This is a genomic window from Iodidimonas sp. MBR-22 (assembly GCF_029946565.1).
GTDB classification, from domain to species: domain Bacteria; phylum Pseudomonadota; class Alphaproteobacteria; order Sphingomonadales; family Rhodothalassiaceae; genus Iodidimonas; species Iodidimonas nitroreducens.
In genome coordinates, this window is record NZ_JARKVQ010000001.1 from 320,641 (window position 1) to 333,747 (window position 13,107).

Annotated in this window: 9 protein-coding genes and 1 tRNA gene; 3 read left to right on the top strand and 7 right to left on the bottom strand. The window is 58.3% G+C overall.

Annotation, left to right across the window (positions count from 1 at the left end):
* Position 1: 1 nt before the first annotated feature.
* The 7 genes from addB to QK300_RS01530 form a co-directional block, all read right to left on the bottom strand.
* The gene (gene addB / locus QK300_RS01500) at positions 2-3,055 is read right to left on the bottom strand and encodes a double-strand break repair protein AddB (RefSeq protein ID WP_281299753.1); all 3,054 of its coding nucleotides are present in this window, start codon (positions 3,053-3,055) and stop codon (positions 2-4) included.
* 12 nt (positions 3,056-3,067) lie between these two features.
* Positions 3,068-3,838, bottom strand: a complete 771-nt coding sequence (locus tag QK300_RS01505) for a nucleotidyltransferase family protein (RefSeq protein ID WP_281299752.1) — start codon at positions 3,836-3,838, stop codon at positions 3,068-3,070.
* A complete protein-coding gene (locus QK300_RS01510) occupies positions 3,835-4,917 on the bottom strand; it encodes a phosphotransferase (RefSeq protein ID WP_281299751.1) in 1,083 nt (360 codons plus the stop codon). Before QK300_RS01510 ends, QK300_RS01505 begins: the two co-directional genes overlap by 4 nt.
* Positions 4,914-5,426, bottom strand: a complete 513-nt coding sequence (gene tsaE, locus QK300_RS01515; RefSeq protein ID WP_281299750.1) for a tRNA (adenosine(37)-N6)-threonylcarbamoyltransferase complex ATPase subunit type 1 TsaE — start codon at positions 5,424-5,426, stop codon at positions 4,914-4,916. The genes QK300_RS01510 and tsaE overlap by 4 nt, the downstream gene beginning before the upstream one ends.
* An 18-nt stretch (positions 5,427-5,444) precedes the next feature.
* Positions 5,445-7,907, bottom strand: coding sequence for a PAS domain-containing sensor histidine kinase (locus tag QK300_RS01520; protein ID WP_281299749.1), 2,463 nt, complete (start codon positions 7,905-7,907; stop codon positions 5,445-5,447).
* 290 nt (positions 7,908-8,197) lie between these two features.
* Positions 8,198-8,273 (bottom strand) — tRNA-Ala (locus QK300_RS01525).
* A gap of 251 nt (positions 8,274-8,524) precedes the next feature.
* Positions 8,525-8,857, bottom strand: a complete 333-nt coding sequence (locus QK300_RS01530; RefSeq protein ID WP_042083776.1) for a TIGR02300 family protein — start codon at positions 8,855-8,857, stop codon at positions 8,525-8,527.
* A gap of 145 nt (positions 8,858-9,002) precedes the next feature.
* Between QK300_RS01530 and aroA the strand changes: the two genes are divergently transcribed.
* The 3 genes from aroA to rpsA all read left to right on the top strand — a co-directional run bounded on the left by aroA (position 9,003) and on the right by rpsA (position 12,936).
* On the top strand, positions 9,003-10,412 hold the full coding sequence (gene aroA / locus QK300_RS01535; RefSeq protein ID WP_281299748.1) for a 3-phosphoshikimate 1-carboxyvinyltransferase: 1,410 nt from the start codon (positions 9,003-9,005) through the stop codon (positions 10,410-10,412).
* Entirely contained in the window at positions 10,409-11,065 is a 657-nt protein-coding gene (gene cmk / locus QK300_RS01540) for a (d)CMP kinase (RefSeq protein ID WP_281299747.1), read from the top strand. The genes aroA and cmk overlap by 4 nt, the downstream gene beginning before the upstream one ends.
* A gap of 167 nt (positions 11,066-11,232) precedes the next feature.
* Complete coding sequence (gene rpsA, locus QK300_RS01545; RefSeq protein WP_281299746.1) at positions 11,233-12,936, top strand: 30S ribosomal protein S1; 1,704 nt, start codon at positions 11,233-11,235, stop codon at positions 12,934-12,936.
* The last annotated feature ends 171 nt before the right edge of the window (positions 12,937-13,107 follow it).

Consider the following 13,107-nt stretch of genomic DNA (forward strand, 5'->3'; position numbering starts at 1 on the left):
CTCAATCTTCCTTTACGGGTTCATGGCCATTGAAATGCATGGGCAGGTCATCAAGATCGGGCAATCGGGTCCATTCCGCCGTGCGCGCCAGATGATCATAATCGCCATAGCCCGCATAGGCCGGGCGGGGATTGGAAAGATAAGGCGTGTGGGGCTTGGAAAAGCGCGCCAGCAGGGATAAAAATCCGGCCCGGCTGGCGCTGATCTGTTCGTCATGCCCGGCCACATGCTTGATCTCGATGGGATCGCGGGTGCCGCGCAATTGCCAAAAGCTCAAACCGGCAACGGCGCAGGGCGGAAGGCCGGTGAAGGCCCCTTCATTGACCATCCAGCCTTCCAGCGGCAATTGCGGGGCAAAGCCCGCTTCGATCTGGCGCTTCTGGGGGGGCGAGCCGGTTTTATAATCGATGATTTCAATATGCCCGCTCTCCCGCTCGCGATCCAAACGATCCGCCCGTGCCTTCAGGGTAAAAGGCCAGGGCCCTTCTTGGATCGGCCATTCCCCTCTGATTTCGGTGGCAATGGTTTCATGGCTGGATTGGCGTTCTTCCTCGATCTCTAAAAATCGCTTTCCCATGGTTTGAAAACGCGGCCACCAGAAAGCCCAGATGCTCGGGCGTTCGAGCAGGGGGCCAAAGGCGGTTTTGCCGCATTCAATCAGTGCCTTATAAGCCTCTTCCCGGCTCCATGCGGGGATCGCCCGGCGTTTATAATCATCCAAAGCCTGATGCCAGATGGTTCCTTTATGAAGGGCGCCGGGTTCGGCTTCCAGATCCTCAAGGGGGTGCAGCTTTAATATATGCCGGGCATAAAGGGCATAGGGATCGCGCACCCATAGCTCCACCTGCGTAACCGAAAGGCTGCGGGGCCGGGCGCTTAGGGGCGGCATGGGGCGGGGCGCATCGATGGGATCGATTTTATCGGGCTGATCAAGGGCCTGATAAAGCCTGACCATGGGGCTGTTCTTGCCATCAAGATAGGGGGCCAGCGCTTCCAGCCGGGAAAGCCAGCGGCTGGGCACGCTGGGGGTGCCATCCACCTTTCCCGAGCGGGTCAGAATGATATGGGGCGCGCCCATCGCCTGCACCAGATCATGGGCGGATTGGCCGATCCGCTGATCGGGATCGGGCAGGCCGAAATCTTTGCGCATGGCGCGGCTCGCCCAAGGATCATGACCGGGATTGGCAGGCCATGTGCCTTCATTCAGGCCGCCAAGGATCATCAGATCCACATGATGCAGCCGGGCTTCCATCGGCCCCAAAATGGCCAGACGCGGATGCATCCCATAGCGCGGCCGCACCATCTGATCGGTGATCAGGGCATGAAAGAAAGCGGGATAATCCTTGCCCCGCGTGGCGCCCAAACAATCGATGCCTGCCCGGGCTTTTGCCAGATATTGCGCCAGATGCTCCCCCGCCTCGCCCCGCCACAGGCGATCCGCCCCGCTTTGATCATGGGATTGTGCCAGATTTTGCGCCACCTCAAGATGGCATGACAACAGATCGCCCACCGCCAAAGACGGGCTGTGCAGCACGCTTTCCAGCGGCCTTAAAAGCCCGAAAATCATTTTGAGCACACCATGGTCGGCCTCATCCACCCCGGCATCGGCGGCGGCTTTTTCCATGCCATCGATGCTGGCTTCGGGCCGGGGGCCGCGCAGGGCCGAGCCTTCGCGGCTTTCATGGCGATCAAGCCGCCGCGCCAATTGACGAAGGGCCGAAGGCTTCATTCCGGCAGCGGCCAAAGGATGCTTGAGCAGGGCCAGCAGGTTGATCGGTCCGGGATCGGCGGCAAAGCTGAGGGTGAGGCGCAAAAAGCTGCCGCTTAGGCTGCGTTCTGCCGGATCGCCGGCGGAATCATCGATCTGGATATCCCAGCGGGCGAGATGGGCGCGCACCTGCCGGGCCAAAGCCCGATCCGGGGTGACCAGCGCCGCCCGCTTTTCGGGGTGGTTGAGCGCTTCCCGCAGCAAAAGCGCAATCACCCCCGCTTCTTCGCTGAGGCCATCGCAATCGATCCGGTCGAGGCCCTTTTTCGCGGCCTGATGATCGATGCTGATGGCGTTCCAGCGATCCACCTGTTTGGCGGGTAAAAGGGCTGAATTGATCAGCAAAAGCCGGTCGGCACGTCGGGTTTCCAGCGCCTGATCGGCTTTCACCAGGGGCCAGTTTTCCACCTCATGGCGGGAAACCCCCATATGATCGAGCAGGGCTTTCATCAAAAATTGCGGATGGCCGGGATCAAGAGCCTGCCACAGATCATCATCAAGGCTGTGATCAAAGCCCGGCAGGATCACACAGCCCTTGGGCAGGCGGGCCACCAGCGCCAGCAGATCGGCGGTGGCAGGGATCGATCCTGTGCTGCCCGCCGCAATCACCAGACCCTTGGGCGGATGGGTTTGCCATTTTTGGGTGAGGGCGGCCAAAAGCCCATTGCGGCGCTCGGCGGGATCGCATTGGCCCAAATGATCAAGCAGCCGGGGCCATTGATCGGTGATCACCTCAAGAAATTTCAGGGTATTCTGCCAATGATGGGCCAGCTTTTCGGGCACCAGTTCCTTCAGCCGGCTGAAATCGAGACGTTCGGTGTGAACGCTATCGATCAGGCGGGCGAGATCGCGGGCGAGCTTCAAGGCGGCGGCCATCGATCCGGGGCGGCCATGATTTTCGGGGATCTGCAGGCACAGGCGGGTGAGGTAAAACAGGCGATCCGTATCGCTGATGGCCGGGGGCAGATCGATCAGATCGCTGGCAGGCGCGGTGATATCCAGCGCATCTTCATCCACATCACCAATCGCCAACATGCGCGGCAAAAGCATGGGCCGGCCCCCATGATTGCGCAAAAAAGCCTCACGCAGGGTGCGGGCGCTGCGGCGATTGGGCAATAAAATCTGAATGGCCCCCAAAGCGTGGGGCTGATCGCCATATTGATCGAGAAGCGAGCGGGCCAGCGCATCGACAAAGGAATGGGCCGGCCCGATGGTATAAACCGATGGCGCCTTAACGGCTTGATCATGAAGGGATTGATTGTGCGACGAGGCGGGATTTTCGGTCATCATCCTTTGAGCTTAATCAAGAAGTTTGCGCTCCGCCAGCCTCAGGGCCTCGGGGCTGCCCAGATGGGCCCATGGCCCTTCATGCACAAGCCCATAAAGCCGATCCTTCAAGGCCAGTTCGGCCCAGATTTCGCGCAAGGAAAAGAGATCGCCCGGATGATCGGCGGCCAGTTCGGGCTTCAGGATCGAAATTCCGGCAAAAACAAAGGGGCTGATGGTGCGGTCCTCGCGAAACTGCAATCGCCCCATCTGATCCATGATGAAATCCCCCGGCCCCTCATAGCCCAAAGCAAAGCGGCTGGGCACGATCATCAGCAGGGCATCCATCACATCACCATCCCAGCGGCTGGCGAGATAAGCCAGGCTGTTGACCAGACCATCCTGCCAGAAGGCATCGCAATTCAAGGTAAAAACCGGATCAGGCCCTAACAAGGGCGCGGCTTTTTTCAGGCCACCGCCGGTATCGCGCAAAAGATCGCGTTCATCGGAACATAAAATTTCAAGGGTTGAACCGCATTGGGCGAGCCAGTTTTCCATCTGATCGGCATGGGCATGCACATTCACAACCAGTCGTTTCACCCCCGCCCGTTCCAGATGCTGAAGGCTGTAGGCGATGAGCGGCTTCCCTCCCATTTCCACCAGCGCTTTGGGGCGATCATCGCTGAGCGGGCGCATTCTTGTGCCCAGACCGGCGGCAAAAAGCATGGCGCTGTGGGGGATCGGCGCATGGATTTCAGCCTGAATGATTTGGGGCAGGGTGGTGGCGATGCGATCTGTGGTCATAACATCCGATCCCTTGATGGCAGGGTACGCTGGCGCTGATGGGCGGGGATCATCCGATCAAGTTGGGCCTTCAGATCACACAGGGCGGGATGCTCCAGATTGCGCTCCAAAAGACCCCACATGCGCGGCAGATGCTGCAAATAGCGATCCTTGCCATCGCGTTTCCATAAACGGGTGAAAATGCCGATGATCTTGATGGCCCGCTGGGCCCCCAGAAGGGTATAATCATCGATGAAGGCGGCTTCAGGAATGGGCTGGCCTGCGGCTTTGGCCCCCTCCAGATAATGGCGGATCATCCGGCGTTCCAGATCGGGCGAAACATCCCGCCGGGCATCTTGCAAAAGCGAAACCAGATCATAAGCCCGATGGCCGCGCACGGCATCCTGAAAATCAAGGAGGCCGATTTTTTGGAAGCCATCTCTGCTGGGCAGCCACATCAGATTATCGGCATGATAATCGCGCAGAACCAGAACCGGATCATCGGGATCGCAGATTTTGCTCTGGTCCAACAGCTGCGCCCAGATTGTGTTGAGGCGATCCACGTCTTCTACATCTGCGGCCTGTTCATCTGCCCCCATCTGAGGGGAGGCAAAGGCCGGATAATAATAATCGCCAAAAAGCGCTGCTTCCCGCAGCAAAAGCGCCTTGTCATAAAGGGGCAGGGGATGATCGGCCCCCCCGTCGGTGACGGGCAGGCGGGTGGGCGGCTGATGGCTGTGCAGATCGACCAGCAGATCGACTGCCACCCCATAAAGCCCGGATTCCAGCCCAGGATCGCGGGCGATGACCCGGCTAAAGCGATCATCGCCTAAATCTTCGAGCACTAAAAACCCCGCATCCTGATCGGCATGATAAAGGGCCGGGGCCGCATAGCCATAAGATCGCAAGGCCCCGAGCACGGCCATGAAGGGGCGCACATCCTCATGGGGTGGGGGGGCATCCATCAGGATCGCCCGCCGCTCGGGCTGTTCCAATCGCGCATAATGGCGAAAGGATGCATCACCGGGAATGGCAGTGCGCCGGGCTTTGTGCCATCCCGTTTGCCCCAGAAAATCGATCAACTGCTGTTCGCGGGTCATGGGATGTGCCTTAAAAGCCAGGGGGCCAGCCGATCCGCCCAGGGGCTTTGGCCATGCAGATGAAGCAGGCGGCGATGATCGGGCCTGATCTCGATCTTGATGAACAGCGCCGATGAAAGCAGGGCGGGATCGGCGCGTTCGGGCCATTCCATTAAGATGAGATGATCATCAAGGGCATCTTCGATCCCCAGTTCGATCAGATCATCGGGATTTTGCAGGCGGTAAAGATCCACATGCCACAGCGGCGGCGGATTTTTGCCCATAATTTCGGGCGGGTTCTCATAAGCCTGAACCAGCGTGAAGCTGGGGCTCGGCACCTCCAGATCGGGCTGATCGAAAAGGCTACGGATCACCGATCGGGCCAGCACCGTTTTCCCCGCCCCCAAAGGCCCGCTTAAAGCCAGCAGATCGCCAGCTTCCAGAAATCCGGCAAGATCAGCGGCCATGTGGCTCAGATGGGCTTCGCTCTCGCAATGAAGGGATGCGATCAGGGGCGCGGACGGGATCATAAGGGCGTCTAGTCCTTCTCAGGGCACAGAGTGGGGAATGGGGGCGGTGCGGTCCCCGGTTTGAACGCGGGGCAAGAGGCAGGTAACAGTGGTGCCTTTGTTGGGGGTTGAGACAAGATCCACCGTGCCGCAATGCAATTCAATGAAGCTTTGCACCAGCGACAGCCCCAGACCCACGCCCTTGCGATTTTGTACGCCGGAGCCTGTGTTGAATTTTTTGAACACCTTGAGCTGATCGTCCTTGCTGATGCCAGCGCCATTATCGCTGATGATGAATTCGAGTTGATCGTCACCATAAGGCTTGACGATGATCTGCACCCTGCCGCCCGGTGGTGTATATTTTATGGCATTGCCCAATAAATTATAAAGGGCCTGGGTCAGTCGTCTTGGATCGCCTTCCAGATTGCCGCATTGGGGATCGACCTTGCTTTCAAGGCTGATATGGGCTTTTCGTGCCTGCTCGCGGGCGATGGCAATGCAGTTCTCCACCAGATCCACCACCTCTATATGCTTGATATCAAGGGTCATTTCACCGGCTTCGATCACCGCCAGATCCAGAATATCATCGATCAGATCGCGCAGATCACCGGCAGCGGTCAGCACATAGGCCAGATAATCGCGCTGTTTTTCTTTAAGGGGGCCAAACAGCTCGCTCATCAGCATTTCGGTAAAGCCGATGATCGAATTCAGGGGCGTACGCAATTCATAAGACATATTGGCGACGAATTCCGATTTCAGGCGATCTGCGGTTTCCAGTGCTTCATTGCGTTCGCGCAGGGCCTGTTCCATCAGCGAACTATCGGTCACATCGAGATGGGTGGCCAAAGTCTGGCCATCGGGCAGGGGCACAACGGCATAATCGATCACCCGGCCATCGGGCCGGTGCCAGCGCCCGGAATGGCTGCCGCGCTCCTGGATCTGATTCAAAAGCCGACTGCGCAAAGTGGGCCAGCTTTCCTTGTCATGCATCAAGGTGCGGGTGGCGTCCAAAATCTCGCCGAAATGCGGCTGATTATCGAGCATGGCGCGATCCAGCGACCACAGATTGGCATAATTGGGATTATAAAGCTTCAGGCGGCCATCGCTGCCAAACACCGCCACCGCTTCATGCAGATTATCCAGCGTTTCGCTTTGCACGGCGATCAGGGCATTATAATTGCTTTCCAAAGCCAGCCGATCGGTCACATCTTCATAAAGCAATAAAAGCCCGCCCAAAGGATGAGGCTGGCCCACCATCCGCAATGTGCTGCCATCGGGCAGGTGCCATAGCTCTTCGGCAAGGGTCAGGCTGTGGTGCAGCCCAAGCTGTTCGGTTTTCCAGGCCCTGAAATCCACCTGTTCGGGCAGGCGGCGTTTTTCGCGCATGGCTTCCAGAAGGCTCGCATGATCGGGGCGATCCAGCAGCCAATCATCCGACAGCCGAAACAGCCGGGAAAAGGCACTGTTGAAAAATTGCAGCTTTTGATCGGGATCGAAAATCGCCACCGGGCTTGAAAGCGCATTGAGGGTTTCTGCATGGCCTTCGATGACCCGGGCCAGTTCCGCCCGCTTGTCTTCAACATCGGTCACATCGACAGCAAAGCCCGCGATCAGCCCTTGGGTTTTATGATGGCTGATGGATAAAGCCCGGCGCTCGCCCCCGATCACGGCAAAATGGCGCTCAACAACCGGGCCATCGTTTTCCATTGCCCGCCTTGCGCTTTCCCGCGATGATCCGGTCAGGGCATTATCCACCAGATCGATCTGGGCGGCGATCACCGCCGGTTCGGATGGATATTCGACCGAGGCCACATAGGCCTGATTGACCAGCACCAGATCCAGATTGCGATCCCGCAGCCAGATCGGAAAGGGGGCGATATCGATCAGCATCCGCAGCCTTTTAAGGGCGATTTTCTCGGCCATCCGGGCCTGCTCGCTGGCTTCCGCCTCTGCACAGGCCTCGGTATGATCTTCAAGCCAGAACAGGGTTTTATCCTGCTGATCCGGGTCCAGATAATCGCGGGCCCGCACCAGCTTTAAAACCCGGCCATCGCGGCTGTTGAGCATGGCACCGCCCTGATCGGCGGCAAGGCCCGTGCTGGGGCTGTTTAATGCCTGTTCCAAAATCGAGAGGGCATCCGCCGTCAGCCCGCCCGCGCCATCGCGGGGGCAGAGATCGGGCAGGCTTTTCACCTGCTCTGATAGCCCTAAAAGCATCGCCGCATTGCCATCGAGCGTGCAGCCCCCGATCCGATCGCACAATAAGGTGCCAAAGGGAGCAGCCTTGAACACAGCCTCGAAATATGAGGCTTTTTGTTGGGATTGCCGATAAAGATCATGGGCCTGGCTGCGCTTGCGCATGGCCCACACGGCCAGAGCCATCCAGAATAAGGTGGCTATGAACAAGATGATCAAAGGCAGCAGGCTTTGACCGCCATCAACAAAAATCATTGGATGTACGGCGTTGGTTGAAGCCGATAGGGGTGCGGCGATGCTGGTCATGATCCTCGGTCTTGGCGAAAAGGCGCGCGGGCCTGCCTGCGCAATCTAACCAGCCATAGATAGAGATACAAGCAACACCGCATGCTCGCTCGCTCTCTCCCCTCTTCGTCGCCGAGGGTCTCACCTTTTCGTCTCCCCGGGCTTGCCTGTCCCGGCCCTGATCCGGGGTCCACTCTTTCCAATCCTCAGCACTCCAAAGAGTGGAGCCCGGCTCGGGGGCCGAGATGACGGAATTTGGTGGTGGAGCCCCGAAGAGTCTATCATCCGAGGCGATCAGCATTTTGAAAAAATGGTGGAGCCGAGGGGAATCGAACCCCTGACCTCTACAATGCCATTGTAGCGCTCTCCCAACTGAGCTACGGCCCCATTTTGCTGCAACAGGCTTTACCCTGCGCGCGATCCGCTCCGTGCTTGGGGGCAGGAGCGGGGCGGAACTTAGTGGCTAAGCCGGTTGCGATCAAGGGGGAAATCGCTTCCGGGCGATAAAAATCATCGCCCCGGTTTTATGGGGGCTCTTTTGGCCCCCTATGATCGGTCTGTTTGCTTATAGGCCGGCACGCCCCAGAGAGGTTCATGCCGACCTTGCCACAGCAGATAAAGGAAGAACGGCTGGCCGCTCAGTCTTCGTCTTTCAAGGGGCCGACAACAACATCCGAGACATCATCATCGTCATCATCTTCAACGGTGATATCGTCATCATCATCGATCTTGATATCATCATCGTCATCATCATCGAGATCGAGATCATCCGAGTCGTCATCATCGACAACCGGCTTCACAACCTTTTTCGCCGCTTCCGGCTGATGGGTGAGACGTGATTTGAGGATGGGTTCAGGAGCCCATTCATTGCCGCAATCGATGCAAGTGACGGGATCGTCCTTTTGCAGATCGTAAAAGCGCGTACCGCATTTGGGACATGTACGCTTGGTTCCCCATTCGGGTTTGGCCACGAAAATACTCCTTTGGTCCTCGTCAAGGGGGACGGTGCGCCCCTCTCGATGTTCCTGATGCCGATGCGGGTGCAGGCACCATGGATTGCCACGCTCGGTCGCTTCTGTCAAAAGCTAGTGCGTCAGATCGAAAAGAGTGGCCCTAATGTCAACAAAAAAAGTGAATTTGGATAAAATGGAGCAAGTCGCCGTGCATCATATAGAGCCGCATCGGGGCCTTCAATCTGCGCCTGCGGTGCGGATTGAGGGTCGTTGCACCGTTCCCGGCGACAAATCGATTTCCCACCGCGCCCTGATGCTGGGATCTTTGGCCATCGGTCGCACCCGGATCGTCAATCTTTTGGAAGGCGAAGATGTGCGGGCCACGGCCGCGGCCTTGCGCGCCATGGGGGTGGCGATCCACCGCGATAGCAGCGCCAAGGCAGGCGGCGATTGGCTGGTGGATGGCGTGGGCGTGGGGGGATTGAAAAGCCCTGATGATGTGCTGGACATGGGCAATTCCGGCACCTCGACCCGGCTCTTGATGGGGATGCTGGGAAGCCAGCCGGTGCGCGCCATCCTGAGTGGCGATGCTTCTTTGCGGAAAAGGCCGATGGGCCGGGTGATCGATCCCTTAACGCAGATGGGGGCTGAAATCGATGCCGCCGATGGGGGGCGTTTGCCTTTGCTGATCCGGGGCACAGGAACAGCTTTACCCATTGATCATGCGCCCAAGGTGGCATCGGCACAGGTTAAATCGGCGATCATTCTGGCCGCGCTCAATTGTCCGGGCACCAGCACCATCTGCGAGGCGCAGGCCACCCGCGATCATAGCGAGCGGATGCTGAAAGCCATGGGTGCGGGGATCGAGACCGAGGAAAAAGGGGCGGGACGGATCATCCGCATCACCGGCGAGATCGAATTAAAGCCGGTTGATATTACGGTACCGGGGGATATTTCATCGGCCGCTTTTCCACTGGTGGCGGCGGCGATCCATCCGGGATCGGAGCTTTATCTGGAAGGCGTGGGGATCAACCCCTTGCGCGCCGGGATTCTGGATGCGCTGGCCCGGATGGGGGCGCCGGTCAGCATCCAGAATGAACGCATGGAGGGCGGCGAGCCGGTGGCTGATCTTCTGATGCGGGGGCCGGATCATCTCAAGGCGGTGGATCTCGATCCGGCTCTGGCTTCGCTGATGATCGATGAATTTCCGGTGCTGTTTGTGGCGGCGGCGATGGCCGATGGGGTTTCACGCTTCACCGGCCTTCAGGAATTGCGGGTAAAGGAAAGCGACCGAATCGCTGCGATGGCGGCCGTGCTTTCGGCGGCGGGCGTGGGGGTTGAGGAACTGCCCGATGGCCTGATCATCAGCGGCCATGCGGGGCGGGCGCGCCCGGCGGGCGGGGCGCGGGTGCAAACCCATCTTGATCATCGGATCGCCATGGCGGCCCTGGTGCTGGGGTCGGCTTGCACGGCGCCTCTGGCCATTGATGATGCGGCACCGATCACCACCAGCTTTCCGGGCTTTGTGGGCCTGATGAATGGCCTAGGCATGAAGATCACGGAGGTTTCATGATCATCGCCATCGATGGCCCGGCAGCATCGGGCAAGGGCACTTTGGGGCGGCGGCTGGCGCAGTTTTATGGCCTTGCCTATCTCGATACCGGCTCGCTTTATCGCGCTGTGGGGCTGGCGCTGTTGCGTGATAACCCCGCATCCGGGGATAGAATCGATGAACGCCGCGCGGCGGTTCTGGCCCGGCATCTCGATGTGGCCACCCTTCATGATCCGGCTTTGCGCGATGAGGCCACGGGGGCGGCAGCCTCGAAAGTGGCGGCCATTCCCGATGTGCGCACGGCGCTTTTGGCCTTTCAGCGCCAGTTTGCGCAAAAAGGGGCGGTGCTTGATGGTCGGGATATCGGCACGGTGGTGTGCCCCGATGCCGATGTGAAGCTTTATGTGACAGCCAGCGATGCGGTGCGCGCCCAAAGGCGATTCGAAGAATTGCGCCAAAAGGGGGTCGAAACCAGCCTTGGGGCGGTTCTGGCCGATTTGCGAGAACGCGATGCACGGGATCAGGCCCGCGCAACGGCCCCCCTGACCCGGGCTGAAGACGCGGTCTTGCTTGATACCACTGAATTGGATATAGAGGACGCATTCGCGCGTGCCTGCATGGAAATCGAGAGCAGACAACGCATGAAAATGAGCCAGGGCACCATAAAGCGGTGAGGGGCGTGCATCTTTGATGCCACCCTTTATGTTATTTGGGGCCATTGGCTTTCCGGGATGGAGAGAAGACGGGCGATGGTCGCCGGTCAAGGAGCCCCGGAAGAAAGCGGCCAGATGTGATCGGCCAGCATGAAAAGCTCCCTCAAAATCGGTATCGAACCAAACAGATGACAGAAATGCAAATGCCCTCATTGGCGGACTTCGAAGCGCTTTTGAACGAAACGATGTCGGAAGACTCGCAGTTTGAAGGTCAGGTTGTCCGGGGCACCGTAACGGCGATTGAAAGCGATCTTGCCGTGATTGATGTTGGGCTGAAGGCGGAAGGCCGTGTGCCCCTCCGCGAATTCGCAGCCCCCGGCAAGGCGGCGGAAATTTCCGTTGGCGATCAGGTTGAAGTGTTCGTTGAGCGTGTTGAAAACGCCAATGGCGAAGCGGTTCTGAGCCGCGACAAAGCCCGCCGCGAAGAATCCTGGAACCATCTTGAAACGGCTTATGAAAAAGAAACGCATGTGGAAGGCGTTATCTTTGGTCGGGTCAAGGGTGGCTTCACCGTTGATCTGAGCGGCGCTGTGGCCTTTTTGCCCGGCAGCCAGGTTGATATCCGTCCGGTGCGCGATGTCACGCCTCTGATGAATATCCCGCAGCCCTTCCAGATTTTGAAAATGGATCGTCGCCGGGGCAATATCGTTGTCTCCCGCCGGGCCGTTCTGGAAGAAACCCGCGCCGAACAGCGGGCTGAATTGCTCGATCGCCTGAAAGAAGGCGATGTGGTGGATGGCGTGGTCAAGAATGTCACTGAATATGGTGCCTTCGTTGATCTGGGCGGCATCGATGGTCTGTTGCATGTCACCGATATGGCATGGAAGCGGGTCAATCATCCGTCTGATGTTGTCACCATTGGCGAATCGGTGAAGGTGCAGATCATCCGGGTGAATATGGATAGCCAGCGCATCAGCCTTGGCATGAAGCAGCTTGAAGCCGATCCATGGGAAGCCATCGACGCGAAATATCCGCTGGGTGCGAAATTCACCGGAACCGTCACCAATATCACCGATTATGGTGCCTTCGTCGAGCTTGAAGCCGGCGTTGAAGGGCTTGTTCATGTGTCGGAAATGTCATGGGTGAAAAAGAATGTTCATCCGGGCAAGATCGTTTCCACCAGCCAGGAAGTGGAAGTGATGGTGCTTGAGGTCGATCCTGAAAAGCGCCGCATTTCTCTTGGCCTGAAGCAATGCCTTGAAAATCCGTGGGAAGCCTTTGCCGAGAAATTCCCCGCCGATAGCGAAGTGGAAGGCGAGATCAAGAACATCACCGAATTCGGTCTGTTCGTGGGTCTTGAATTCGATGTCGATGGCATGGTGCATATGTCGGATATCGATTGGGAAGGGACCGGCGAAGATGCCATTGCCAAATTCAGCAAGGGCGATCATGTGAAAGCCAAAGTGCTGGATGTGGATGTGGAAAAAGAACGCATCAGCCTTGGCATGAAGCAGCTTTCCGGCGATCCTTTCGCCGATGTTGCCAGCCGCAAAAAAGGCGATGTGGTGACCTGCACGGTGACCGAAGTCAATGATGGCGGGATCGAGGTTTCCATCGCCGATGGTTATACCGCCTTCATTCGTCGCTCCGATCTGGCCCGGGATCGCGGGGATCAGCGTCCTGATCGCTTTGCCGTTGGCGATAAGGTCGATGCCCTTGTCACCAATGTTGATCGGGGTCAGCGCCGCGTGAATCTGTCGATCAAGGCCCTTGAAGTGGCCGAGGAAAAAGCCGCCGTGGCGGAATATGGCTCCACGGATTCCGGTGCCAGCCTTGGGGATATTCTGGGTGCGGCCTTGAAAAAGGCCAAAGAAGACAAAACCGACGCCTGATCCCTTGTGATCAAGCGCCCGGCAAAATAAAGGCCGTTCCGTCATTCTGGCGGGGCGGCCTGATTTGCTTAAAGCGGGATGGGTATTGACAATTCATGGGGCGGGATGCGCGGCTTGGTGCTGCTATGATCTTTTTCATAAAATTTTGCCCCACAAGATTTTCTGCCCTAT

Bases quoted from the DNA above. Each gene is read 5' to 3' on its own strand.
- rpsA (WP_281299746.1), top strand. From the start codon at position 11,233: ATGACAGAAATGCAAATGCCCTCATTGGCGGACTTCGAAGCGCTTTTG.
- tsaE (WP_281299750.1), bottom strand. From the start codon at position 5,426: ATGATCCCGTCCGCGCCCCTGATCGCATCCCTTCATTGCGAGAGCGAA.
- cmk (WP_281299747.1), top strand. From the start codon at position 10,409: ATGATCATCGCCATCGATGGCCCGGCAGCATCGGGCAAGGGCACTTTG.
- aroA (WP_281299748.1), top strand. From the start codon at position 9,003: ATGTCAACAAAAAAAGTGAATTTGGATAAAATGGAGCAAGTCGCCGTG.
- QK300_RS01510 (WP_281299751.1), bottom strand. From the start codon at position 4,917: ATGACCCGCGAACAGCAGTTGATCGATTTTCTGGGGCAAACGGGATGG.
- QK300_RS01505 (WP_281299752.1), bottom strand. From the start codon at position 3,838: ATGACCACAGATCGCATCGCCACCACCCTGCCCCAAATCATTCAGGCT.
- addB (WP_281299753.1), bottom strand. From the start codon at position 3,055: ATGACCGAAAATCCCGCCTCGTCGCACAATCAATCCCTTCATGATCAA.
- QK300_RS01520 (WP_281299749.1), bottom strand. From the start codon at position 7,907: ATGACCAGCATCGCCGCACCCCTATCGGCTTCAACCAACGCCGTACAT.